This window comes from Streptomyces sp. NPDC052687, from assembly GCF_040678395.1.
GTDB lineage: Bacteria > Actinomycetota > Actinomycetes > Streptomycetales > Streptomycetaceae > Streptomyces.
Genome location: NZ_JBFATR010000005.1, coordinates 132,589 through 156,274, shown reverse-complemented (window position 1 = coordinate 156,274; position 23,686 = coordinate 132,589). Strand labels below are relative to the sequence as shown.

At 69.3% G+C, this 23,686-nt stretch carries 22 protein-coding genes; 12 read left to right on the top strand and 10 right to left on the bottom strand.

Annotated features, from left to right (window positions below):
• Window positions 1-54 precede the first annotated feature (54 nt).
• Both AB0K92_RS08255 and AB0K92_RS08250 read right to left on the bottom strand, forming a co-directional pair.
• Complete coding sequence (locus tag AB0K92_RS08255; RefSeq protein ID WP_166000417.1) at window positions 55-1,137, bottom strand: inositol-3-phosphate synthase; 1,083 nt, start codon at window positions 1,135-1,137, stop codon at window positions 55-57.
• 45 nt (window positions 1,138-1,182) lie between these two features.
• Window positions 1,183-1,866, bottom strand: coding sequence for a PadR family transcriptional regulator (locus AB0K92_RS08250; RefSeq protein WP_166000415.1), 684 nt, complete (start codon window positions 1,864-1,866; stop codon window positions 1,183-1,185).
• A 740-nt stretch (window positions 1,867-2,606) separates the two neighbouring features.
• Here AB0K92_RS08250 and AB0K92_RS08245 point away from each other — a divergent pair.
• Both AB0K92_RS08245 and AB0K92_RS08240 read left to right on the top strand, forming a co-directional pair.
• Complete coding sequence (locus AB0K92_RS08245) at window positions 2,607-4,877, top strand: transglycosylase domain-containing protein (protein WP_365920577.1); 2,271 nt, start codon at window positions 2,607-2,609, stop codon at window positions 4,875-4,877.
• A gap of 155 nt (window positions 4,878-5,032) precedes the next feature.
• On the top strand, window positions 5,033-6,541 hold the full coding sequence (locus AB0K92_RS08240) for a glycosyltransferase 87 family protein (RefSeq protein ID WP_365920575.1): 1,509 nt from the start codon (window positions 5,033-5,035) through the stop codon (window positions 6,539-6,541).
• Between the two features lie 169 nt (window positions 6,542-6,710).
• Here the strand turns inward: AB0K92_RS08240 and AB0K92_RS08235 are convergent, their stop codons facing one another.
• The 3 genes from AB0K92_RS08235 to AB0K92_RS08225 form a co-directional block, all read right to left on the bottom strand.
• Complete coding sequence (locus tag AB0K92_RS08235; protein ID WP_166000409.1) at window positions 6,711-7,742, bottom strand: alanine racemase; 1,032 nt, start codon at window positions 7,740-7,742, stop codon at window positions 6,711-6,713.
• A gap of 83 nt (window positions 7,743-7,825) precedes the next feature.
• On the bottom strand, window positions 7,826-8,947 hold the full coding sequence (gene femX / locus AB0K92_RS08230) for a peptidoglycan bridge formation glycyltransferase FemX (protein WP_365920572.1): 1,122 nt from the start codon (window positions 8,945-8,947) through the stop codon (window positions 7,826-7,828).
• A 162-nt stretch (window positions 8,948-9,109) separates the two neighbouring features.
• Entirely contained in the window at window positions 9,110-9,412 is a 303-nt protein-coding gene (locus AB0K92_RS08225; protein ID WP_365920570.1) for a hypothetical protein, read from the bottom strand.
• Window positions 9,413-9,699: 287 nt separating this feature from the next.
• On the opposite strand from AB0K92_RS08225, the gene rpsF reads away from it, so the two are divergent.
• The 4 genes from rpsF (at window position 9,700) to rplI (ending at window position 11,393) form a co-directional block, all read left to right on the top strand.
• On the top strand, window positions 9,700-9,990 hold the full coding sequence (gene rpsF, locus AB0K92_RS08220) for a 30S ribosomal protein S6 (RefSeq protein ID WP_014673750.1): 291 nt from the start codon (window positions 9,700-9,702) through the stop codon (window positions 9,988-9,990).
• Between the two features lie 80 nt (window positions 9,991-10,070).
• On the top strand, window positions 10,071-10,646 hold the full coding sequence (locus AB0K92_RS08215) for a single-stranded DNA-binding protein (RefSeq protein WP_365920568.1): 576 nt from the start codon (window positions 10,071-10,073) through the stop codon (window positions 10,644-10,646).
• 45 nt (window positions 10,647-10,691) lie between these two features.
• Window positions 10,692-10,928 carry a 30S ribosomal protein S18 gene (gene rpsR, locus AB0K92_RS08210; protein WP_003949403.1) on the top strand — a complete coding sequence of 79 codons (237 nt, stop codon included), beginning with the start codon at window positions 10,692-10,694 and terminating at the stop codon, window positions 10,926-10,928.
• Between the two features lie 18 nt (window positions 10,929-10,946).
• Entirely contained in the window at window positions 10,947-11,393 is a 447-nt protein-coding gene (gene rplI / locus AB0K92_RS08205; RefSeq protein WP_166000401.1) for a 50S ribosomal protein L9, read from the top strand.
• A 218-nt stretch (window positions 11,394-11,611) separates the two neighbouring features.
• Here rplI and AB0K92_RS08200 read toward each other — a convergent pair whose 3' ends face one another.
• On the bottom strand, window positions 11,612-12,949 hold the full coding sequence (locus AB0K92_RS08200) for an MATE family efflux transporter (RefSeq protein ID WP_365920566.1): 1,338 nt from the start codon (window positions 12,947-12,949) through the stop codon (window positions 11,612-11,614).
• Window positions 12,950-13,409: 460 nt separating this feature from the next.
• On the opposite strand from AB0K92_RS08200, the gene dnaB reads away from it, so the two are divergent.
• Window positions 13,410-14,885: a replicative DNA helicase gene (gene dnaB, locus AB0K92_RS08195; protein WP_365920564.1), complete on the top strand. Its 1,476-nt coding sequence runs from the start codon at window positions 13,410-13,412 to the stop codon at window positions 14,883-14,885.
• Between the two features lie 86 nt (window positions 14,886-14,971).
• Here dnaB and AB0K92_RS08190 read toward each other — a convergent pair whose 3' ends face one another.
• Entirely contained in the window at window positions 14,972-15,535 is a 564-nt protein-coding gene (locus tag AB0K92_RS08190) for a dihydrofolate reductase family protein (RefSeq protein WP_365920562.1), read from the bottom strand.
• Window positions 15,536-15,688: 153 nt separating this feature from the next.
• Here AB0K92_RS08190 and AB0K92_RS08185 point away from each other — a divergent pair, with 153 nt between their 5' ends.
• Window positions 15,689-17,074, top strand: a complete 1,386-nt coding sequence (locus AB0K92_RS08185) for a serine hydrolase domain-containing protein (RefSeq protein ID WP_365920560.1) — start codon at window positions 15,689-15,691, stop codon at window positions 17,072-17,074.
• Window positions 17,075-17,137: 63 nt separating this feature from the next.
• Here the strand turns inward: AB0K92_RS08185 and AB0K92_RS08180 are convergent, their stop codons facing one another.
• Both AB0K92_RS08180 and AB0K92_RS08175 read right to left on the bottom strand, forming a co-directional pair.
• The gene (locus AB0K92_RS08180) at window positions 17,138-17,590 is read right to left on the bottom strand and encodes a GNAT family N-acetyltransferase (RefSeq protein ID WP_365920558.1); all 453 of its coding nucleotides are present in this window, start codon (window positions 17,588-17,590) and stop codon (window positions 17,138-17,140) included.
• Window positions 17,591-17,677: 87 nt separating this feature from the next.
• The gene (locus AB0K92_RS08175) at window positions 17,678-18,136 is read right to left on the bottom strand and encodes a MarR family transcriptional regulator (RefSeq protein WP_365920556.1); all 459 of its coding nucleotides are present in this window, start codon (window positions 18,134-18,136) and stop codon (window positions 17,678-17,680) included.
• A 142-nt stretch (window positions 18,137-18,278) separates the two neighbouring features.
• Between AB0K92_RS08175 and AB0K92_RS08170 the strand changes: the two genes are divergently transcribed.
• Both AB0K92_RS08170 and AB0K92_RS08165 read left to right on the top strand, forming a co-directional pair.
• The gene (locus AB0K92_RS08170) at window positions 18,279-19,481 is read left to right on the top strand and encodes an MFS transporter (protein WP_365920554.1); all 1,203 of its coding nucleotides are present in this window, start codon (window positions 18,279-18,281) and stop codon (window positions 19,479-19,481) included.
• 96 nt (window positions 19,482-19,577) lie between these two features.
• A complete protein-coding gene (locus AB0K92_RS08165; RefSeq protein WP_365920552.1) occupies window positions 19,578-20,000 on the top strand; it encodes a heme-binding protein in 423 nt (140 codons plus the stop codon).
• Between the two features lie 94 nt (window positions 20,001-20,094).
• Here AB0K92_RS08165 and AB0K92_RS08160 read toward each other — a convergent pair whose 3' ends face one another.
• Window positions 20,095-20,961 (bottom strand): GNAT family N-acetyltransferase, encoded by an 867-nt coding sequence (locus AB0K92_RS08160; protein WP_365920550.1) that lies wholly within the window; start codon window positions 20,959-20,961, stop codon window positions 20,095-20,097.
• 219 nt (window positions 20,962-21,180) lie between these two features.
• Here AB0K92_RS08160 and AB0K92_RS08155 point away from each other — a divergent pair, with 219 nt between their 5' ends.
• Together AB0K92_RS08155 and AB0K92_RS08150 are read left to right on the top strand one after the other, a co-directional pair.
• Window positions 21,181-21,813 carry an HAD-IB family phosphatase gene (locus tag AB0K92_RS08155; RefSeq protein WP_365920548.1) on the top strand — a complete coding sequence of 211 codons (633 nt, stop codon included), beginning with the start codon at window positions 21,181-21,183 and terminating at the stop codon, window positions 21,811-21,813.
• Between the two features lie 345 nt (window positions 21,814-22,158).
• The gene (locus AB0K92_RS08150) at window positions 22,159-23,667 is read left to right on the top strand and encodes a globin domain-containing protein (protein WP_365920546.1); all 1,509 of its coding nucleotides are present in this window, start codon (window positions 22,159-22,161) and stop codon (window positions 23,665-23,667) included.
• Window positions 23,668-23,686: the final 19 nt, after the last annotated feature.

The following is a 23,686-nucleotide window of genomic DNA, read 5'->3' as shown; positions in this document are numbered from 1 at the left end:
GACCCTTCACCACCCACAGGGTCGCGTGCGTCAGCGCGGAGCCGCTGGGTCTCGCTAGCGCTCGACCTCGCCCTTGATGAACTTCTCGACGTTCTCGCGGGCCTCGTCGTCGAAGTACTGGACCGGCGGGGACTTCATGAAGTACGAGGACGCCGACAGGATCGGGCCGCCGATGCCGCGGTCCTTGGCGATCTTCGCGGCGCGCAGGGCGTCGATGATGACACCGGCGGAGTTCGGGGAGTCCCAGACCTCGAGCTTGTACTCCAGGTTCAGCGGGACGTCACCGAAGGCGCGGCCCTCGAGGCGGACGTAGGCCCACTTGCGGTCGTCGAGCCAGGCGACGTAGTCGGACGGGCCGATGTGGACGTTCTTCTCGCCGAGGTCCCGGTCGGGGATCTGCGAGGTGACGGCCTGCGTCTTGGAGATCTTCTTGGACTCCAGGCGCTCGCGCTCGAGCATGTTCTTGAAGTCCATGTTGCCGCCGACGTTCAGCTGCATGGTGCGGTCCAGGATGACACCGCGGTCCTCGAACAGCTTCGCCATGACGCGGTGCGTGATGGTGGCGCCGACCTGGGACTTGATGTCGTCACCGACGATCGGGACGCCCGCCTCGGTGAACTTGTCCGCCCACTCCTTGGTGCCGGCGATGAAGACCGGGAGGGCGTTGACGAAGGCCACCTTGGCGTCGATGGCGCACTGGGCGTAGAACTTCGCCGCGTCCTCGGAGCCGACCGGCAGGTAGCAGACGAGGACGTCGACCTGCTTGTCCTTGAGGACCTGGACGACGTCGACCGGCTCCTCGGCGGACTCCTCGATGGTCTGGCGGTAGTACTTGCCGAGGCCGTCGAGGGTGTGGCCGCGCTGGACGGTCACGCCGGTGCGGGGCACGTCGCAGATCTTGATGGTGTTGTTCTCGGAGGCGCCGATGGCGTCCGCGAGGTCGAGGCCGACCTTCTTCGCGTCGACATCGAACGCGGCGACGAACTCCACGTCACGGACGTGGTAGTCGCCGAACTGCACGTGCATCAGGCCGGGGACCTTGGACGCCGGGTCGGCGTCCTTGTAGTACTCGACTCCCTGCACCAGCGACGCGGCGCAGTTGCCCACGCCGACGATGGCTACGCGAACCGAACCCATTCCGGTTGCTCCCTGTGTGTACTCGGTGAGGCCCTGACGGGGGTCTCACGTGGCGGTGTCGTCGGGCGTATCCGGCCGGGTGTCGTCCCCGGGCCGGGGCAGGCCGCCCGGCGCTCCAGATGTGGTGTCCTGCTGAGCGGGCTCCCCGGAGGGGGAACCCCGAAGGTCCCGCCCTGCCCGCTCGCTCTCGATGAGCTCGTTCAGCCAGCGCACTTCGCGCTCCACGGACTCCATGCCGTGGCGCTGGAGCTCAAGGGTGTAGTCGTCGAGGCGCTCGCGGGTGCGCGCCAGGGAGGCGCGCATCTTCTCCAGGCGCTCCTCCAGCCGGCTGCGGCGGCCCTCCAGCACGCGCATGCGTACATCGCGCGACGTCTGCCCGAAGAAGGCGAACCGCGCGGCGAAGTGCTCGTCCTCGTACGCGTCGGGGCCGGTCTGCGAGAGCAGCTGTTCGAAGTGCTCTTTGCCCTCCGCCGTCAACCGGTAGACGATCTTGGCGCGCCGGCCCGTGAGCGGGGCGGCCGGCGCCTCCTCGGCGTCCTGGCTCGGTTCTTCGATCAACCAGCCGTTTGCGACCAGCGTCTTGAGGCAGGGGTAGAGCGTCCCGTAGCTGAACGCGCGGAACACACCCAGTGACGTATTGAGTCGTTTGCGCAGCTCATAGCCGTGCATCGGAGATTCGCGGAGCAGGCCGAGTACGGCGAACTCGAGGATCCCGGAACGCCGGCTCATGATCGCCTCCTCTCTTCCGCGGTCGCACCGTCACGGTCTTTATGTCGTGCTGATGTATCGACTCGATACATCAGCACGATAGAACGACCCCTCCCGTGCGACAAGAGGGGGAATCGTGAGCGGCGTCACATCACCGTTTCGTTGGAGCCGAGTTGCCTGTTTTGGGGTGAACTTCGGGGCTCGGCGGGTTTTGCCGCTGCGTAGTCTGTGCGGCATGCACACCACCGGGAACCGAGTTGCGTCCGGGGGCGTCCCCGTCCCTGGTGCAGTACGGGTGAATGCGGAACCGGCCACATCCGTACTTCGGGGGGACCGGAAACCAGCCGCCGTTTCCAGGCGCGCAAGGGTGCGCCTGCCCGAGGAGTAATCGTTCGATGAGCGAGCACCGTCGCAAACCGCCGCAGCCGCAGGGAGGCGGACGTGCCGCGGCCCGACGCGGCCAGTCCGGCTCGTCCTCCGGCCGCCGAGCGGCACCGCGAGGCGCCACCGGATCTCCATCCGACACCTATGGGTCGGGTTCTCACGCGCCGGGAGGCGAGGAACGGTCGTACAGTAGCCGCGCCGAGGCCCGGCGGGCAGCGCAGAGGGGTTCCGGCAGCCGCCGCAGAGCTCCCGAGAACGGGCGACGCGGACCCGGCGGACCGAACGGGCCCGGACGCGGGCGGGGGCGGGCCGCCGCCTCCGACCGGAAGCGGTTCATCGACTACCCGCGCTCCGGCAAGTACGGCTGGGAGCGCTGGGTGCCCTCCTGGAAGCTGATCTCCGGTCTCTGCCTGGCCTTCTTCGGCAGCCTGGTCGCCGTCGCCGGCATCGGTTACGCGATGGTGGGCATCCCCACCGAGGAGAACGCCGCCGCGCTGTCCCAGAACAACGTCTACTACTGGGCCGACGGCAAGCAGATGGTCGCGACCGGCTCCGGCGAGAACCGGCAGAACATCTCCTTCGACCAGATCCCGAAGGACATGCAGTGGGCGGTCATCTCCGCCGAGAACAAGACGTTCTACGAGGACTCCGGCGTCGATCCGATGGGTATCGCCCGCGCCCTGGCCAACATGGCCACGGGCGGTGACACCCAGGGCGGATCCACGATCACCCAGCAGTTCGTCAAGAACACCTACCTGAGCCAGGAACAGACCGTCTCCCGGAAGTTCAAGGAGATGTTCATCTCGATCAAGGTGGGGACGAAGCTCGACAAGCGCGACATCCTTCAGGGCTACCTGAACACCTCGTACTACGGGCGGGGCGCGTACGGCATCCAGGCCGCCGCGCAGACGTACTACGGCAAGGACGCCACGGACCTCAGCGCCAGCGAGTGCGCCTTCCTCGCGGCCCTGCTGAAGGGACCGACGTACTACGACCCGGCCGGCAACGAGGGGCTCGACTCGTCGGCGACCCCGGACGCGAACCGGGAGCGGTCCGAGAAGCGGTGGCGCTGGATCCTCGGGGAGATGAACAAGGACGGCCACCTCTCGGACGCCAGGTACCAGGAGGCCGTCAGCGAGTACCCCGAGCCCCAGGGCCGCAAGGCGATCAAGGGCATGACCGGCCAGATCAGCTACCTGGTCGACACCGCCAAGAAGTACGTGCTGGCCCACAGCGACATCACCGAGGCCCAGTTCGATCAGGGCGGTTACCAGATCTACACGACATTCGAGCGGGGCAAGGTCGAGGCGCTGGCCAAGGCCGTCAAGAAGATCGAGAAGGAGCGCCTGGACCCGAAGCGGAAGCTGGACCAGCACGTCCAGTTCGGTGCCGCGTCGGTGAAGCCCAACGACGGGGCGATCGTCGCCCTCTACGGCGGCGCCGGCTACGAGAAGGGCCACTTCAACAACAACGCGGACACCTCGGGTGTCCCCGTCGGTTCGACGTGGAAGCCGTTCGTACTCGCCGCGGCCATGCAGTACGGCACGTACAAGAGCGACGGTGTCGGCATCTCGCCCATGAGCAAGTACAACGGCAACGACCACCTCAAGGTGCAGAAGCCGGACGGCAGCTACTACCTCAAGGAAGACAACTCGCTCTTCTACCAGGAGAACGAGAGCGACCATCCCTGGGGCTACATCACCCTGCACAAGGCGATGGAGCAGTCCGTGAACACCCCGTTCGTGCAGCTCGGCGTCGACGTCGGCATGGAGAATGTGCGGGACGTTGCTCAGCAGGCGGGCATCCTGAAGCAGAGCTTCTCCGAGACCAACCCGTCGTTCGCGCTCGGCACCTCCACCCCCAGCGCGATCCGCATGGCAGACGCGTACGCGACGTTCGCGGCCTCCGGCAAGCAGGTCGATCCGTACTCGGTGAAGCAGGTCAAGCGGGGCGGCCAGCCGCTTCCGGGCTTCGACAAGCCCGCGGTCAAGGAAGCGATCCCCGCGAACGTGGCGAACAACGTCACGAAGGTCCTCGAGAACGTCATCGAAAATGGCACGGCCCAGAACGCCAAGGCCCTGGGGCGTACGGCGGCCGGCAAGACCGGTACCACCGACGAGAACAAGTCCGCCTGGTTCGTCGGCTACACCCAGCAGCTGTCGACCGCGGTGGCGATGTTCCGTGAGAACCCCAAGAGCCACGCGCTGCTCTCCATGAACGGCACGGCCGGCAAGGACTCCATCCACGGCGGTGACATCCCCACCGAGGTGTGGACCGAATACATGAAGGTGGCGCTGAAGGGCGAGTCGGATCCCGGCTTCCCCGAGCCCTCACCGATCGGAGAGGTCATCGACCAGGTCGGTGCCCCGTCCCCGACGCCGTCGGTCACCGCGACGCCGAGCGAGACCGTGACCGAGGAGCCCAGCCCCTCGCCCAGCACGTCCGAGCCCGAGCCGACTCCGAGCGCGTCGCCGAGCGAGAGCTGCGCCTTCGGCTGGTGCAACGACAACGGCGGCCCCGGCGATCCCGGCGGTGGTGAGGGCGATGTCTCGCCCGCGCCCAGCGTCAGTCAGACATCCGGCACCGGTGGCAATGGCAACGGCGGCAACGGCAACGGAGGGTTCTTCGGAGGCACAGAGACCGAGTGACGCCGGCCGTCACGGCTCTCCCTGAGCGCGGCTTGTGCCCCTGTTTCACGTGAAACACTTCGTTTCACGTGAAACAGGGGCACTTTTCTCTCCCTGGCCCTCTCAGCGGCCGACGTCACCGTGGATCCTCAGCCGCGTACGGCAGGATGTGCCCCATGCCCAGTGCAGAAACGACGCAGACGAGCGCGCAGGAGCCGGACCCGGTACGGCCGACGAAGGCCGACGAGGTCGCTGCGGCCGGCAGCGAGCTGATCGGCGGCCCCATCGGGCGGCGCGCCCTGCTCGGGACGTCCTGGTGGACTCCCGTGCGGGTGATCGCGCTCGTGGCGATCGGCGTGTTCGCCCTCGGACTGGTCCAGAAGGCGCCCTGCTACAACGGGGCCTGGTTCTTCGGCGCCAGCTCGCAGTACACGCACGCGTGCTACTCGGACATCCCGCACCTCTACCAGGGGCGTGGATTCGCCGACGGTCTCGTGCCGTACTTCGACCGGCTCCCCGGCGACATGGAGTACCTGGAGTACCCGGTGCTCACCGGTGTCTTCATGGAGGTCGCCGCCTGGCTCACGCCGGGTGACGGCAGCATCCAGCACCAGGAGCAGTGGTACTGGATGGTCAACGCCGGGATGCTGATGGTCTGCGCTGCCGTCATCGCCGTCTGCGTGACCCGTACGCATGCCCGGCGCCCCTGGGACGGTCTGCTGGTCGCCCTGGCGCCCGCCTACGCGCTGACCGCCACCATCAACTGGGACCTGCTGGCCGTCGCCCTGACGGCCGCCGCGATGCTGATGTGGGCGCGGGGCCGCTCGCTCGCCTTCGGTGTCCTCCTGGGGCTCGCCACGGCCGCCAAGCTCTATCCCGTCTTCCTGCTCGGTCCGCTGTTCGTGCTGTGCTGGCGGGCGGGCCGGTGGCGGGACTTCGGGAAGGCACTGGGGGGCGCGGTCCTCGCCTGGGTGGTGGTGAACGGACCGGTCATGCTCTTCGCCTTCGAGGGCTGGTCGAAGTTCTACCGGTTCAGCCAGGAACGCGGCGTGGACTTCGGCTCCTTCTGGCTGATCCTCGCGCAGAACTCCAGTGACCCGCTCAGCACCGAGACCGTCAACACCCTCGCCACGCTGCTGATGCTGCTGTGCTGCGTGGGCATCGCGGCGCTCACCCTCACCGCCCCGCGCCGGCCTCGCTTCGCCCAGCTGGCGTTCCTGATCGTGGCGGCCTTCATCCTCACCAACAAGGTCTACTCGCCGCAGTACGTGCTGTGGCTGGTGCCGCTCGCCGCGCTGGCCCGGCCCAAGTGGCGGGACTTCCTCATCTGGCAGGCCTGCGAGGTCATGTACTTCCTGGGCATCTGGATGTACCTCGCGTACACGACCAGCGGCGACGCCCACAAGGGACTGCCGACCGACGGCTACCACTGGGCGATCGGCGTGCATCTGCTCGGCACGCTGTATCTGTGCGCCGTCGTGGTCCGCGACATCCTCATGCCCGAACGGGACGTGGTGCGCCGTGACGGTGACGACGATCCCTCCGGAGGCGTGCTCGACGGCGCGGAGGACGTCTTCGTGCTCGGTGCCGCGGCCCATCCGCCCCGCCACGCGGCGCACTTCGAGGGCGCGTCGGGTGCGCAGGTGGAGTGGGGCGCTTCCAAGGAGGCCGGCGGTTCGCCCTGAGCGAACAGGACGGCGCAGAAGCGGCGCGCAGAGGCGCCAGACAGGGGCGGGCACGCAGAGGCGGGCACGCAGAGGCGGGCACGCAGAAGGCCGTACGCGGGATTCCTGCGCGTACGGCCTTCATGCGGTCTGCGGGGGCGCGCCCCCGGGTGCTCGGTTGCTCCGGTGCTCAGCGGTCCACGAGCCGGTCGAACTGGGTGGTGGTATGCCGCAGATGGGCCACCAGCTCGTCCCCGACCTTCGGCTCCGGGGCGTCGGCCGGCACGAACAGGATGGACACCTGCATGTGCGGCGGCTCGGCGAACCAGCGCTGCTTGCCGCCCCAGACGAACGGAGAAAGGTTCCGGTTCACCGTGGCGAGACCCGCGCGGGCCACGCCCTTGGCGCGCGGCATGACGCCGTGCAGCGCCTTCGGGGCCTCCAGACCCACCCCGTGCGACGTTCCGCCCGCCACGACGACCAGGAAGCCGTCGGAGGCGGCCTTCTGCTGCCGGTAGCCGAAGCGGTCGCCCTTGGAGACGCGGGTGACGTCGAGGACGGCACCGCGGTACTCCGTGGCCTCGTGGTCGCCCAGCCACAGGCGCGTGCCGATGCGCGCGCGGAACCGCGTCTGCGGGAACTGCTGCTGGAGGCGGGCGAGTTCATCGGCCTTGAGGTGGCTGACGAACATCGTGTGCAGCGGCAGCCGGGCGGCGCGCAGCCGGTCCATCCAGCCGATGACCTCCTCGACGGCGTCCGAGCCGTCGGTGCGGTCCAGCGGCAGGTGGATCGCGAAGCCCTCCAGGCGGACGTTCTCGATCGCGGCGTGCAGCTGCGGCAGGTCCTGCTCGTTGATGCCGTGCCGCTTCATCGAGGACATCACCTCGATGACGACGCGGGCACCCACCAGGCCGTACACGCCGTCGACCGACGACACCGACCGCACGACCCGGTCGGGCAGCGGCACCGGCTCCTCGCCGCGCCGGTACGGCGTCAGCACCAGCAGGTCGCCGCTGAACCAGTCTTTGATCCGCGCGGCCTCGTACGTGGTGCCGACGGCGAGCATGTCGGCGCCCAGCCGTGTGGCCTCCTCCGCCAGCCGCTCGTGCCCGAAGCCGTAGCCGTTGCCCTTGCAGACCGGGACCAGCCCCGGGAACTGCTCCTGCACGTGCTTGTGGTGCGCCCGCCAGCGCGCGGTGTCGACGTAGAGCGTGAGCGCCATGGCCGGACCTGGAACCTTTCTCGTGGCTGCGGTGTATCAGAGGTATGGAAGCTGTCGGAGCTATGGAAGCAAACGCCCCGCGCTCAGCGGCGCGACATGTAGATGTCGAGCGCCTTGTGGAGCAGCTTGTTCAGCGGGAAGTCCCACTCGCCGAGGTACTCGGCGGCCTGGCCGCCGGTGCCCACCTTGAACTGGATGAGGCCGAAGAGGTGGTCGGACTCGTCCAGCGAGTCGGAGATGCCCCGCAGGTCGTAGACGGTGGCGCCGAGCGCGTAGGCGTCGCGCAGCATCCGCCACTGCATCGCGTTCGAGGGCCGGACCTCACGGCCGATGTTGTCGGAGGCGCCGTAGGAGTACCAGACGTGGCCGCCGACGATCAGCATCGTCGCCGCCGACAGGTTCACCCCGTTGTGCCGCGCGAAGTACAGCCGCATGCGGTTGGGGTCCTCGCTGTTGAGGGCCGTCCACATGCGCTGGAAGTACGACAGCGGGCGGGGCCGGAACTTGTCGCGCACCGCCGTGATCTCGTACAGCCGCTGCCACTCCTCCAGGTCGTGGTAGCCGCCCTGGACGACCTCGACCCCGGCCTTCTCAGCCTTCTTGATGTTGCGGCGCCACAGCTGGTTGAAGTTCTTGTGCACCTCTTCCAGGGACCGGTTGGCCAGCGGCACCTGGAAGACGTAGCGGGGCTGCACGTCACCGAAGCCGGCGCCGCCGTCCTCGCCCTGCTGCCAGCCCATCCGGCGCAGCTTGTCGGCCACCTCGAAGGCGCGCGGCTCGATGAAGTCCGCCTCGATGTCCCGCAGGCGCTTCACGTCCGGGTTCTGGATGCCCTGCTTGATGGAAGCGGCCTCCCAGCGCCGGATGATCACCGGCGGGCCCATCTTCACGGAGAAGGCGCCCTGCTGCTTCAGGTGCGCCAGCATCGGCTGCATCCAGTCCTCGAGGTTCGGCGCGAACCAGTTGATGACCGGGCCCTCGGGGAGATAGGCCAGGTAGCGCTTGATCTTCGGCAGCTGACGGTAGAGGACAAGGCCCACGCCGACCAGCTCGCCGGTGCGCTCGTCGAACCAGCCGAGATTCTCCGAACGCCACTCCGCCTTGACGTCTGCCCAGGCCGGGACCTGCATGTGGCTCGCCGCCGGCAGGCTCTGGATGTAGGCCAGATGCTGCTCGCGACTGATGGTCCTCAGGGTCAGGCTCATTCGGGGCGCTCCTCGGGCTGGTGTGTCCCCATGGGTACAGGGGCTCCGGCTCTAGCGCCGAAGCCTACTGCGCCCGGGAAGCGGCCCGATTGGGCGTACGGCACCTTCGCCCCGGCCAGACGGCTGCCGGGGCGGGGACGAGGTGCCGGTGCGGCCGGGGCCTCAGCCGAAGAGGCCGCCGTGCGCCATGCCGAGGAAGAAGCCGAGCCCGGAGGCACCGAGGCCCAGGATCAGCCCGAAGCGTTCGCGGGTCGTTTCCGAGATCCACTGGCCGTACGCGCCGGTGAAGATCCCCACCAGACCGGTCCAGGAGCTCAGCAGATGCAGGCTGGGGAACTGCGCCGTGACGAACGAGACCACGCCCAGTACCAGGGTCACCGCCATCAGGGCGTCCTGGACGGGGTGGGGCCTGTCGTCGGTGGCGAAGAGGGAACCGGCGGTGTTGGGTCGCAATGCCTGTGCCATGTGGGCACCTCCTTGCGGAAAACGGCGCACTGTAGCGCCATACACACCCGATGTGTACAGACTGACCGCCTCCGCGACCGGATTTCAACCGGAAGCCGGTGTGCGGGTAGTCTGTACCGTCTGCACCGGTGTCTGCCCAGGCTCGCCAGGAGCTAACACCCGGCCCACCTGGGATGCCGCTCACCGACCCCTGATTGTCAGTGGCGGCCGATACCGTTGCGTACGCATCACAACCCTCCTGCCACGGAACGACCGTGGCCGCTGAGTCCAAAGGAGGTGGGTTCCACATGCGTCACTACGAGGTGATGGTCATCCTCGACCCCGATCTCGAGGAGCGCGCTGTCTCCCCGCTGATCGAGAACTTCCTTTCTGTCGTCCGTGACGGTGGCGGAAAGGTCGAGAAGGTCGACACCTGGGGCCGTCGTCGTCTCGCGTACGAGATCAAGAAGAAGCCCGAGGGCATCTACTCGGTCATCGACCTGCAGGCCGAGCCTGCGGTCGTCAAGGAGCTCGACCGCCAGATGAACCTGAACGAGTCGGTCCTCCGGACCAAGGTCCTCCGCCCCGAGACCCACTGAGCTCTCCCGCTCAGCTGATCTCGGGACTCGAGTAGCACCACCAGCAGCCAGCAGCAGCAAACCCGCCGAGAGGTTCCCCCATGGCAGGCGAGACCGTCATCACGGTCATCGGCAATCTTGTCGACGACCCCGAGCTGCGCTTCACCCCCTCCGGTGCGGCGGTCGCGAAGTTCCGTGTCGCGTCCACTCCCCGCACCTTCGACCGTCAGACCAACGAGTGGAAGGACGGCGAGAGCCTCTTCCTGACCTGCTCGGTCTGGCGCCAGGCGGCCGAGAACGTCGCCGAGTCCCTTCAGCGGGGCATGCGCGTCATCGTGCAGGGCCGGCTGAAGCAGCGGTCGTACGAGGACCGTGAGGGTGTCAAGCGCACGGTCTTCGAGCTGGACGTCGAGGAAGTCGGCCCCAGCCTGCGCAACGCCACGGCCAAGGTCACCAAGACCAGCGGCCGGGGTGGCCAGAGCGGCGGTTACGGCGGCGGTGGCGGCGGCCAGCAGGGCGGCGGCTGGGGCGGCGGCCCCGGTGGCGGCCAGCAGGGTGGCGGCGCTCCCGCCGACGACCCGTGGGCGACCGGCGCTCCCGCCGGTGGCAACCAGGGCGGCGGCTGGGGCGGCGGCTCCGGCGGCGGTGGCGGCTACTCGGACGAGCCTCCCTTCTAAGGGCGGGCTCGCACCCCAACTTCTTGATCACACAGGAGAATCACCATGGCGAAGCCGCCTGTGCGCAAGCCTAAGAAGAAGGTCTGCGCGTTCTGCAAGGACAAGGTCACGTACGTGGACTACAAGGACACGAACATGCTGCGGAAGTTCATTTCCGACCGCGGCAAGATCCGTGCCCGCCGCGTGACCGGCAACTGCACGCAGCACCAGCGTGACGTCGCCACGGCCGTCAAGAACAGCCGTGAGATGGCGCTGCTGCCCTACACGTCCACCGCGCGCTAAGGGAAGGGTGACCGACTCATGAAGATCATCCTCACCCACGAGGTCTCCGGCCTCGGTGCCGCCGGCGATGTCGTCGACGTCAAGGACGGCTACGCTCGCAACTACCTGATCCCGCGGAAGTTCGCTATCCGCTGGACCAAGGGTGGCGAGAAGGACGTCGAGCAGATCCGTCGTGCTCGCAAGATCCACGAGATTCAGACCATCGAGCAGGCCAACGCTGTGAAGGCCCAGCTCGAGGGCGTCAAGGTCCGCCTGGCCGTCCGCTCCGGCGACGCCGGTCGTCTCTTCGGCTCCGTCACCCCGGCCGACATCGCTTCGGCGATCAAGGCTGCCGGTGGCCCCGAGGTCGACAAGCGCCGCATCGAGCTCGGCACGCCGATCAAGACCCTGGGCGCCCACGAGACGTCCGTGCGTCTGCACCCCGAGGTTGCCGCCAAGGTCAACATCGAGGTCGTCGCGGCCTGATCGCTGCGCTCGGCTCGAACAGCTGAGAGAGGGGCCGCACCCGTGCTGGGTGCGGCCCCTCTTCGTATGTGTTCGGGTGGTGCTGGGTCGGTACTGCGGCACGGGTGGTTTCACGTGGAACTGCTCGTTTCACGTGAAACGGGCCGTGGAGCAGCCGCCGCCGAGGCGTTGCTCTCGCCATCAGCGCACCCCCAGCCCCGTCGGCGCGTCCCCTGCCGTCAGCGCGTCGCTCCCGTCACGAGCCAGCGGCCCGAGCGCGTGCGGACCCACAGCGTGAGCATCCGGACGGTCATCATCAGGGTCATCGCGAGCCACAGGGCGGTGAGTCCGCCGCCGAGGCTGGGGACGAGCAAAGCCACCGGAGTGAAGACGGCAAGGGTGAGCACCATGGCCCAGGCGAGGTACGGTCCGTCGCCTGCGCCCATGAGGACACCGTCCAGGACGAAGACGACTCCGCTGACCGGCTGGGAGAGGGCTACCACCAGCAGAGCGGGGAGCGCGGCGTCCTTCACGGCGGAGTCGCTGGTGAACAGGGGCAGGAAGAGCGGACCGGACACGATCACGAGCAGGCCCAGCAGAAAGCCGACGGCTATGCCCCACTGCACCATGCGCCGGCAGACGTCACGCGCGCGCTGGGCGTCCCCGGCGCCGAGATAGCGCCCGATGATGGCTTGACCGGCGATGGCGATGGCGTCGAGGGCGAAGGCGAGCAGGCTCCACAGCGACAGGATGATCTGGTGGGCGGCGATGTCGGCGTCGCCGAGCCGGGCCGCCACAGCGGTGGCGATCATCAGGATCGCGCGCAGGGAGAGCGTGCGCACCAGCAGGGGGACGCCCGCCTGGGCGGAGGCCTTGATCCCGGCGGCGTCGGGGCGCAGCGAGGCCCCGTGGCGGCGCGCACCGCGGACGACCACCACGAGATAGGCGGTGGCCATGCCCCACTGGGCGATGACGGTTCCCCAGGCGGAGCCCGCGATGCCGAGGTCGGCGCCGTAGACGAGGCCCGCGTTGAGGGCGCCGTTGGCGACGAAGCCGGCGACGGCGACGTACAGCGGTGTCCTGGTGTCCTGGAGTCCGCGCAGGACGCCGGTCGCCGCGAGGACGACGAGCATCGCGGGGATGCCGAGCGCGGAGATCCGCAGATAGGTGGTCGCGTAGGGGGCCGCTGTGTCGGAGGCGCCGAAGAGGCCGACCAGCGCGGGGGCGGTGGGGAGGACGGTGGCGATGACGCCGGCGCCCAGCAGGAGGGCCAGCCAGATGCCGTCCATGCCCTGACGGATGGCGGCCCGCAGTTCGCCGGCGCCCACGCGGCGGGCGACGGCGGCGGTGGTGGCGTAGGCGAGGAAGACGAAGACGCTCACCGCCGTCGTGAGGAGGGCGGAGGCGACGCCGAGACCGGCGAGCTGGGCCGTTCCGAGATGGCCGACGATCGCGCTGTCGGCCAGGACGAACAAGGGCTCGGCGACCAGTGCGCCGAAGGCGGGGACGGCCAGCGCGACGATCTCCCGATCGTGCTGTCGCCGGACCGTTCTGGGGGTCGCGGGAGCCTGTGTCATGAGCACCAATCTAATCGTCCACAGGTAAGTGATGCAAAGGCTTAGTGACTCTTACTTTGCGTCTCACGGTGTGCGTTCCCGTGCACCGTGCGAAGTGATCTTGGTCCGACCGGGGAAGTTTTTCTTCTGCACAGCCGGTGGATGTGAAAACCCCAGGTCAGAGGCGTTCCGGCGGGTCACGCGAGTTCTTGTTCACAGGGCTGTCCACCGGGTCGTGCACAGGTTTCGGGCAGTTCTCCACAGCATCGGGCCCGTCGTCCACATGGCCTGTGGATAACCAGATTGGCTGACGGTGGCGAGGGGCCTACCGTGGTCCGGCGCCCGCTCCGTCCGGCGGCCGGGAAACCATGACAAAACCGGCGCCCGGCAAGCGGAGTTGGGCTTCTCGATTTGTCAGTGCCGTGCCGTAGAACTGAGGGGCACGGCGAGGTCCGTTCCGCGGACGGGAGGAGGTGGCTCGGTGAGCATTTCCGAGCCCTTGGACGATCCGTGGGCCGACAGCGGTCCCAGCGATCGCCTGCCCTCCCGCCGTCGTCCGGACGGCGGCCGAGGCCGGGACGAGCAGCACGACCGCGGCAGTGAGAACGGCGCGTGGGACGGCGGAGGTCCGGCCTTCGAACGGGTGCCGCCGCAGGACCTTAACGCCGAGCAGTCCGTCCTGGGCGGCATGCTGCTCTCCAAGGACGCCATCGCCGACGTCGTCGAGATCCTCAAGGGCCACGACTTCTACAAGCCCGCCCACGAGACGATCTACCAGGCCATCCTGGACGTCTATGCCAAGGGCGAGCCGGCCGACCCGATCACCATCGCCGCCGAACTGACCAAGCGCGGTGAGATCAACAAGGTGGGCGGCGCCGCATATCTGCACACCCTCGTGCAGACAGTGCCGACCGCGGCCAACGCCGAGTACTACGCGGAGATCGTCCACGAGCGCGCGGTCCTGCGCCGCCTCGTCGAGGCCGGCACCCGGATCACGCAGATGGGATACGCGGCCGACGACGACGTCGACGAGATCGTCAACCGCGCCCAGGCCGAGATCTACGCGGTCACCGAGCAGCGCACCAGCGAGGACTACCTGCCGCTGGGCGACATCATGGAAGGCGCCCTCGACGAGATCGAGGCCATCGGCTCGCGCAGCGGCGAGATGACCGGTGTCCCGACCGGCTTCACCGACTTCGACGCGCTTACCAACGGTCTGCACCCGGGCCAGATGATCGTCATCGCCGCGCGTCCCGCCATGGGTAAGTCGACGCTCGCGCTGGACTTCGCCCGCGCCGCGGCGATCAAGCACAACCTGCCCAGCGTGATCTTCTCCCTCGAAATGGGCCGCAACGAGATCGCGATGCGACTGCTGTCCGCCGAGGCCCGGGTCGCGCTCCACCACATGCGCTCCGGCACGATGACCGACGAGGACTGGACCCGCCTGGCCCGCCGGATGCCGGACGTCTCCGCGGCACCGCTCTACATCGACGACTCCCCGAACCTGTCGATGATGGAGATCCGGGCCAAGTGCCGCCGGCTGAAGCAGCGCAACGACCTGCGGCTGGTCGTCATCGACTACCTCCAGCTGATGCAGTCCGGCGGTTCCAAGCGTGCCGAGAGCCGGCAGCAGGAGGTCTCGGACATGTCCCGTAACCTCAAGCTCCTGGCCAAGGAGCTGGAGATCCCGGTCATCGCGCTCTCCCAGCTGAACCGTGGTCCGGAGCAGCGCACCGACAAGAAGCCGATGGTCTCGGACCTGCGAGAGTCCGGCTCCATCGAGCAGGACGCCGACATGGTCATCCTGCTGCACCGCGAGGACGCCTACGAGAAGGAGTCCCCCCGCGCGGGAGAGGCCGACCTGATCGTCGCCAAGCACCGTAACGGCCCCACGGCGACGATCACCGTCGCCTTCCAGGGCCACTACTCGCGCTTCGTGGACATGGCCCAGACCTGAGCCGCGGGTCGCGTGCGCGGCACGATCGATCCGGCTCCCCTGGTGTCACCCGCGGCGCCCAAAGACCGTGGCTGCCGGACGGGCGGTCAGCGCCTCGTTTCGTACCTGGTCAGGATCACGCCGCAGGGAAACCTCCGCGTCTCCACCAGGTTCAGGTTCACCCAGCTGTCCAGCGCGGTGAAGAACGGCGTGCCGCCGCCCACCAGGACCGGCGCGGTGGCCAGCACGTACTCGTCGATCAGTCCGGCGCGCATGGTCGCCCCGGCGAGCGTCGCGCCGCCGATGTCCATCGGGCCGCCGTCCTGGGCCTTGAGCCGGGTGATCTCGGCGACCGCGTCGCCGGTGACCAGGCGGGTGTTCCAGTCGACCTTGTCGATCGTCGACGAGAACACCACCTTCGGCATGTCCCGCCAGCGGCGCGCGTACTCGATCTCCGCCGGGGTGGCGCCGGGCTGCCGGTCGCCGGTCGGCCAGTAGGAGCTCATCGTCTGCCACAGCTTGCGCCCGTACAGCGCCAGGTCGGTCGCCTCCAACCGGTCGGACCAGAACTGGAACAGCTCGTCGCTCGGCACGCTCCAGCCGATGTCGTCGCCGGGTGCGGCGATGTAGCCGTCCAGGGACAGGTTCATGCCGTAGATCAGTTTCCGCATGGCGCCGGCCTTTCGTGAGTCGGTCTCACGCGTACGGACCGGCCCGGCGCGCAAAACTCATCGGTGCGCGCGACCCGGTTCGCGAGCTCGCAAACAGACATGTCATCGAGATACCGACTCGACGTCCGGGGCCGCTCGGGATGGACTGGGCGCATGATGACATCTCAGGAAGACCTGTTCCCCGGTACGCGGCGGGCGTTGCTGCACCGGATCGCCGTGGCGCAGGCGGAAGGGCGCACACCGTCGCTGGTGGCGGCGGTGGTCAGGGACGGGCGGGCCGTCTGGTACGGGGCGCGGACCTCGGTGGACGGGCATGGGCCGGACGAGAACGTGCAGTACCGGATCGGCTCGATCACCAAGACCTTCACCGCGGTCCTCGTCCTCAGACTGCGTGACGAAGGCATCCTCGATCTCGGGGACCCACTGGAGAAACATCTGCCCGGCACCGGTGCGGGGGAGGCGACCATCGCCGAGCTGCTGGCGCACACCAGCGGGCTGGCCGCCGAGAGCCCGGCGCCCTGGTGGGAGCGCACTCCCGGATCCCTGCGGCCGGAACTGTCGGACGTCCTGGGAGAGCAGCCCTTCCGGCATCCCGTCGGCCGCCGCCATCACTACTCGAACCCCGGCTACACACTGCTCGGCGCACTCGTGGAGGAGCTGCGCGGTGCTCCGTGGGAGGACGTCCTCCGGCGCGAGGTGCTCGAACCGCTGGGCCTCAGCCGGACGAGCGGCCGGCCGTCGTCCCCGCACGCCGGTGGGTGGGCGGTGCATCCCTGGGCCGACGTGATGCTGCCGGAGCCGGCGGAGGACCTGGGCCGGATGGCTCCGGCCGGGCAACTGTGGTCGACCACAGGCGACTTGGCGAAGTTCGCCGCCTTCCTGATGCACGGGGACGACAGGGTGCTGAGCGCGGAGTCCGTAGGGGAGATGCGGACGCCGGCCGCTCCCGCGGAACCGGCGGATCTCGCCGACGGCGTCACGTACGGGCTCGGGCTGCAGATCCGCCACGGGGACGGCCGGCGGCTGGCGGGCCACTCGGGCTCGCTTCCGGGCTTTCTGGCCAACCTCACCTTCAGCGTGGACGACGATGTCGCGGCCGTCGTGCTGACCAACTGCACCTCCGGACTGCTGCCGGCGGCGGTGAGCGCCGACCTCATCCGGATCGTCGCCGAGGCGGAGCCCCGGATCCCCGAGCCATGGCGGCCACTGCCGGAAGTGGAGCCGTCCGTACTGGAGTTGGCGGGACAGTGGTACTGGGGAACGCAGGCGTTCGTGCTGCGGCTGACGGCCGACGGCGGTGTCTCGCTGGAGCCCCTGGGTGCCACCGGCCGCCGTTCACGTTTCCGGGCGAACGGTGACGGGACCTGGACCGGGCTGGAGGGCTACTACGCCGGGGAGGTGCTGAGGACCGTGCGGCGGCCGGACGGGTCCGTGAGCCATCTCGACCTCGGCTCGTTCGTCTTCACGCGTCAGCCGTACGACGAGACGGCCGATGTGCCGGGAGGCGTGGACCCGGAGGGGTGGCGGGGAATCAAGTAGGCGGCCCTGAGGGGAACCGAGGGGGGTCTGTTTCACGTGAAACAGACCCCCCTCGTCGTCTCGTCAGAGCTGCAGCTTGAAGCCGAGATGGGACGCCTCGAAGCCGAGCCGTTCATAGAAGCGGTGGGCGTCCACGCGGGACTTGTCGGTGGTCAGCTGGACCAGATGGCAGCCTTCCCGCCGGGACGTGTCGATCGCCCACTCGATGAGCTGGGTGCCCAGGCCGCCGCCGCGTTCGTCGGCGTGGATGCGGACGGCCTCGATGATCGACCGGGTGGCCCCACGCCGGGAGAGCCCCGGAATGATCGTGAGCTGAAGCGTACCCACGATACGGCCCTCCCGGACGGCTACGACGAGGTGCTGGTTCGGATCGGCCGCGAGCCGCTCGAACGCGGTCAGATAGGGGGCCAGGTCGTCCGGTGACTCCCGCTGGGCGCCCAGCGGGTCGTCCGCGAGCATGGCCACGATCGCGGGGACGTCGTCGGCGATCGCGGCGCGTATCTCAAGATCTCCCATGTCCGCACCTTATGCGGCCACCCGCGCTCGCACGGTTCTGCACGCACCATGTGCGGCGACCCGCGCCCGCACGGCCCCGCGCGCGCCTCAGGCAGGAACGCGCCCTGACTGCACGACCCGCACGAGCGGTGCCAGCTCCGGGACCTTGGCCGCCTCGTCCAGCGCCTCGCGCAGCGCGGCGTCATTGGTCGGGCGCGCCTCCGCCAGGAGCTTCAGGCCGGCCTCGGTGACGTCGGTGTAGATCCCGCGCCGGTCCGTGGGGCACAGGTAGCGCTCCAGCAGCCCGCGGTCCTCGAGCCGGGTGACCAGCCGGGTGGTCGCGCTCTGGCTGAGCACCACCGCGTCGGCGACCTGCTTCATCTGCAGATGCCCCCCTTCGCCGCTGTGCTGCCGGCTGAGTACGTCGAGCAGGGAGTACTCGCGCACGCTCAGCCCGTGCCCGGCCTGCAGCGCCCGCTCGATGTGCGCCTCGATGCGGCCGTGGAGCAGGGAGAGGGCGCACCAGCCCTGGGCGAGGGCGGTGAGCGCGGGGTCCGTCGCTGTCATGGGCGTTTCCTCCGTCCCGGAGCGTCTGGACTCCAGGATAGAGCAGTCGCGCAATAGTCGGCGTTTGCGATTAACCCGCGTCTGCAACTATTGTGGACGCACGCTAAGCGCACCTGCAATCTTCTGGGAAGGTGTACCCCACATGCCTCTCGCGCTTCTGGCCCTCGCGATCGGGGCCTTCGGGATCGGAACGACCGAGTTCGTGATCATGGGCTTGCTGCCCCAGGTCGCGAGCGACTACGGGGTCTCCATCCCCACCGCCGGTTACCTGGTGACCGGCTACGCCTTGGGCGTGGTGCTCGGCGCCCCGCTGATGACCGTGCTCGGCACCAAGGTCTCCCGCAAGCGGATGCTGATGCTGCTGATGGGCCTGTTCGTCGTCGGCAACCTGCTCTCGGCCGTCGCCCCCGTCTTCGGGGTCATGCTGATCGGCCGCGTGGTCGCCTCACTCGCCCACGGCGCGTTCTTCGGCATCGGCTCGGTCGTCGCGGCCGACCTCGTCGCCCTGGACAAGAAGGCCGGAGCCATCGCGATGATGTTCACCGGACTGACCGTCGCCAACGTCGTCGGTGTCCCGCTGGGCACCCTCGTCGGCCAGTCCATCGGCTGGCGCGTCACCTTCGCCATCGTCGCCGTGCTCGGTGTCATCGGCCTGGCGGGCATCGCCAAGCTGGTGCCCGACATGCCCAAGCCGGAGGGCGTGCGGCTGCGTCACGAGCTGGCCGCCTTCAAGAACGTCCAGGTCCTGCTCGCCATGGCGATGACCGTCCTCGGCTTCGGCGGCGTCTTCGCGGCCATCACCTACATCGCGCCGATGATGACCCACGCCGCCGGCTTCGCCGAGGGCTCCGTCACCTGGCTGCTGGTCCTCTTCGGACTCGGCATGGTCGGCGGCAACCTCGTCGGCGGCAGGTTCGCCGACCGCGCGCTGATGCCCATGCTCTACGTCTCCCTGGGCGCCCTCGCCCTGGTTCTGGCGCTGTTCACGCTCACCGCGCACAACAAGATCCTCGCGGCCGTCACGATCACCCTGATCGGCGCCCTGGGCTTCGCCACGGTGCCGCCTCTGCAGAAGCGGGTCCTCGACCAGGCACACGGCGCCCCGACCCTGGCCTCCGCCGTGAACATCGGCGCCTTCAACCTCGGCAACGCGCTCTCCGCCTGGCTCGGCGGTCTGGTGATCGCCGCCGGACTGGGCTACACCGCCCCCAACTGGGTCGGCGCGCTGCTGGCCGCCGCCGCCCTGCTGCTCGCCGTCCTCTCGGCCGCCCTGGAGCGCCGGGAGAAGACCCGCGTACCGGCGTCCGTGCCCCTCACCGAGCAGCCGACGCCCGTCCATCACTGACGTGATCGCCGGCCGCGGGGCCAGGGCCGTCCCCGCGGCCGGCGATCCGGCACCCACCTCGCAAGAACCGAGAACACCCTTCAGGAGAAACCCCTCATGAGCACCACCACCGCCGTCGCTCCCCTGACCATCCAGGACGCCGAGACCCTGGTCGCGGCCGCGTCGCACGCCGCCGAGGCCGCCGGGGTGACCGTCAGCGTCACCGTCCTGGACGCCGGCGGCCACCTGCTGGCCTTCCGGCGCGACGACCGGGCCGTCCTGATCTCCGGTGAGACCAGCACCCGCAAGGCGTACACCGCGCTCCAGCTCAACGCCCCCACCGCGGACCTGGTCGACGCCGTCAAGCCGGACGGGCCCTTCCACAGCCTTCCGACCGCGCTCAGCCAGCCGCTGCTGTTCATCGCCGGTGGCGTGCCGGTGCACCGCGACGGCCGGCTGATCGGCGCCATCGGTGTCGGCGGCGGAGCGCCGGAGCAGGATCACGCCTTCGCGACCGCCGCCGTGGAAGCCCTCGCCTGAGCGCGGCTCTCCTACGGAAGAAGCGCGGCTCTCCGACGAAAAGAAGAAGACGCCGGCCCTCGACGGGGGCCGGCGTCTTCCGCGTTCCGTGGGCTCAGCCCGCGGCGACCGTGAGCGGAGCGAACCGCCGGCTCCAGTCCCCGGGCAGGTCCCCGATGCCGTACGTCATCACCGCGTTGAAGGCGACGGATGCCAGCCCGCGCTCCTTCGCCCAGGCCAGCAGCTCTTCGTGCCGTACGTCGATGTCGGTCCGCAGGGGCCGGTCGGTGTGGGCGGCGAGGGAGGCGATGAGCGCCTGGGCGGTCTCCGTGTCGCGGGCGATCAGCGGGCCCACCACGTGGGTGTCCATGTTGGGCCAGGCGGCCGTGTAGCCGATGATCCGGCCGCGCTCCTCCGCGACGCGCAGCTGGTCGGCGAAGGCGGGCAGCCGGGTGATGATGTGCGTGCGATCGGAGCCGAACACCTCCTCGTCCAGCCGCAGGATCGCCGGCAGATCCTCTGCCGTCGCGGGGCGGGTGGCGATCTTCGGTGCCGGTCCGTCGGGGGTGAAGCGACCCCGCAGCATCTCGGCCCGGCCGGTGACCTTGAACCCGAGCTCTTCGTAGAGCGGGCGGCCGTAGGGCGTCGCGTGCAGCGTGAGCGGGGTGGTGCCCATCGTGGAGACGACATGCCGCATCAGGCGGCGTCCGACGCCCTGCCGGGCGTGCCGCTCGGCCACCAGCACCATGCCGATGGCGGCAAGATCAGGGCGGCCGTGCGGGCCGTACTCGGTGACGGCGCAGGCGCTGACGAGCCCTCCGTCGGGGTCGTCGATGCCGTACCCCTTCCCCGCGGTGAGGAGGAAGCCCCACTTGTGCTCTTCGCGTGGCCACCCCCGGTTCTCGGACAGGTCGGCGCAGGCGGTGAGATCGCGAAGCGTCAGACGGCGGATGGGCAGGGCGGCGACGGAAGGAGTGGGCACGCAGGTCAGGCTGTCCGACGGGTGCCCTCGGCGTCCACCTGTTTCGAGTGAGACGTACGTCCTTTTGGCCATGCCGTGACCATGGGGACCGCACGAGGACGAGGGCGAGGTGTTTCACGTGAAACATCGACGAACGGCGGGCGTCCGCCCGATGCCTGAGCAGGTCTCGCCTTTCTCGCTCGGGCAAGCCCGAAGGCATCGCCGGTAACCTCGACGCCCATGGCGAGACTGCATCTCTTCGACCTCGACGGCACCTTGCTGTACGGGACGTCCGCGCCGGTGGAGATCTCGCGGCAACTCGGTCTGGAGAGGGAGACGGTCGAGCTCGACCGGGCCATGTCGGCCGGCGAGATCGATCCGCCGGAGTACGCGCAGCGGGTCCACACCCTGTGGGCGGAACTGACCGAGGCGCACGTCGTGTCGGCCTTCGAGCGGGCGCCCTGGCTGTCTCGCATCCAGGACGTGTGGGCGGAGATCAGGGAACGGGGTGACTACTGCGCCGTGGTCTCCCTGTCCCCGTCGTTCTTCGTGGAACGCCTGACCGGCTGGGGCGCGCACGCGGCGCACGGGTCGCTCTTCCCCGCCGTACCGTTCACCGAGCCCGTGGACCCGACGGGTGTGCTCAGTGCCGCGGCCAAGGTGATGATCGCGGACCGGCTGTGCCGGCAGTTCGGTGTGACACGGGCCGACTGCGTCGCGTACGGAGACTCGTCGTCGGACACGGATCTGTTCGCAGCCGTACCTGTCTCCGTCGCGGTCAACGCCGACCACCGTCTGACCGGTCTGGCCACCCACACCTATGAGGGGAAGGATCTGTGGGATGCCTACGAATTGGTGCGCGACGTCCGGTAATTGAGAGAACTCATGGTTCGCCCCACGGTCGGATTCGTGACCGGTGAAGGGGGGACTTGTGTGCGACGCGGTGGCCGGTATGGTCGAGTCCGGTTCTCGGTCGGGAAGAGGCGGCACGCCTTCCCGCAGGGGGACGAGGACAGGGGAAAGGCAGCTCGACGGGACGGAGAGATCGAGAACCCGCGTTCCGGGGTATACGGCTGACGCCTGTGCCGAGACGGATGGAACAGGCCGCACCGGGCGCGGAGCACCAGGGGGAGAGCAAGCCGTCCACGGGGGAAGCAGGCACCTTCCGATCGGGGAAGTGCGCAGACCGACCGAGAGATGTTCGAGGCGAGGCACAGCATGGACGCTCCGACCACCACGTCGGCCGACCACGGCACTGCCGACGGCGGGGGCGGCTGGTTCACGCCGCGCAGGAAGCCGGCGACCACGGCACCGGAGAACGAGCCGGAGGCGGCAGCCGCGCCGGAGACGGCCGGACCGCGGATATCCCCGGCACCACCGGCGTCCACGCCCTCGTCGGCGCCTTCTCACGGCGAGGACGCTCTGGCCACCCCGCAACTGCCCACCCGCCCCCTGCCCACGCGCGTCACCGAGACCCCTGCCCACGACCGCGTCCCCCCACCGCCCTCCGCCCACGACCGCGTCCCGCCACAGCGCCCCGCCTTCGCCTCCGCCCCCACCGAGCGGCCGCAGGCACTGTCACCGTCACAGCCGTTCGCCCCGGCCCGGGACGCCTCACCGGACGCCGTGCTCATCCGGCGCACCATGGCCGAGATCGAGCCGGTGGCCGACAAGGTCACCTCCTACTTCTACGCGCTGCTCTTCGTCCGCCACCCCGAGCTGAGGTCGCTCTTCCCGCCCGCGATGGACACCCAGCGGGACCGCCTGCTCAGGGCGCTGCTCACTGCCGCGGAGCACATCGACAACACCCCGGTCCTGGTCGACTACCTCCAGAACCTGGGCCGTGGACACCGCAAGTACGGCACCCGGCCCGAGCACTATCCGGCCGTCGGCGAATGTCTCATCGGCGCGCTGAGCCGGTACGCCGAGGCGATCTGGGACGCGGAGACCGAAGCGGCGTGGGTGCGGACGTACACGACGATCTCCCAGGTCATGATCGACGCGGCGGCCGCGGACGAGCTGCGCGCCCCCGCGTGGTGGCACGCCGAGGTCGTCGCGCACGATCTGCGCACCCCCGACATCGCCGTCCTCACCGTCCGCCCGGACCAGCCGTACCCCTTCCTCGCCGGCCAGTACACGAGCGTGGAGACGCCCTGGTGGCCGCGCGTGTGGCGGCACTACTCCTTCGCCTCGGCCCCGCGCTCGGACGGCCTGCTGACGTTCCACGTGAAAGCGGTCCCCGCGGGCTGGGTCTCCAACGCCCTCGTGCACCGGGCCCGGCCCGGCGACGTCATCCGGCTCGGCCCGCCGGCGGGTTCCATGACCGTCGACCACACCACCGACAGCGGGCTGCTCTGCCTGGGCGGCGGCACCGGGATCGCCCCGATCAAGGCACTCGTCGAGGACGTCGCCGAGCACGGCGAGCGGCGGCCGGTCGAGGTGTTCTACGGCGCCCGCACCGACCAGGACCTGTACGACATCGACACCATGCTCAGGCTGCAGCAGAGCCACTCCTGGCTCTCGGTCCGCGCGATCATCGACCAGCAGGCGCACCTCCGACTGCCCGACGCCATACGCGAGTACGGCCCGTGGAACGAGTACGACGCCTACCTCTCGGGCCCGCCCGGGATGATCCGCAGCGGTGTGCACGCGCTCCGGCACGTCGGCATCCCGGCGAGCCGCATACGGCATGACTCGGTGGAGGAACTGGTCGCGGCGGGCAGCTGACCCGGGGGCGCGCGGGCTC